1 pseudogene is annotated in these 614 nt (G+C 43.5%); it reads right to left on the bottom strand.

Annotated features, from left to right (window positions below):
• A pseudogene (locus ACFIO5_RS12685) lies at positions 1 to 614 on the bottom strand (hypothetical protein); the annotation flags it as partial.

A 614-nucleotide genomic window follows, 5' to 3' on the forward strand; every position in this document is an offset into this window, starting at 1 on the left:
CCATTAACCGCATCACTTGAGTCTTTAGAAATATCTCCATTCGCAAGATACTTAATCTTGCTGTTGCTTTTGCTATTTTCTTCTCCATGCAAGGCTACAAAAGCTCCCTCTTTCTCACCCCACATCAACGCATTCTGCTTAATGTTTTCAGTAACCGCCGTATTGCTTTGTGTAATCTCTTTATGAATGTTCTGGAAAGAATTACCTACACCCTCAAAGGCTTCCGCAACACTTGCATAGCTCTGCTCTTCAACATCACTACCATCTTCCTTAACGGTCTTAACCTTGAAACTTGGATCTGTCCACGCTTCACTCTCATACTTGGCACCTCCGCCAAAATATTTTGCTGTATGCTCAGCAACCTTAGTAACATTTTTATTGGTTGTAAAAAGCTGTGAACCATTCACCGCATCCGTTGAGCTTTCTGAGAGTGTTCCAGCACTCACTCCGGTGATTGTCCGTTCCTTACCGTCTTTGTTTAAAACACTGATTTCAGTACCGCCTGCTGCCTTACCTATGGTGATAACACCCGATCCCCCCGCACGAAGACTACGACTTAACGTCACCTCTTCTTCTTGCTTAACAAGGATACTGTCTCTTACATCGACAATCTC

It is taken from the genome of Bartonella sp. AA86SXKL (assembly GCF_042196885.1).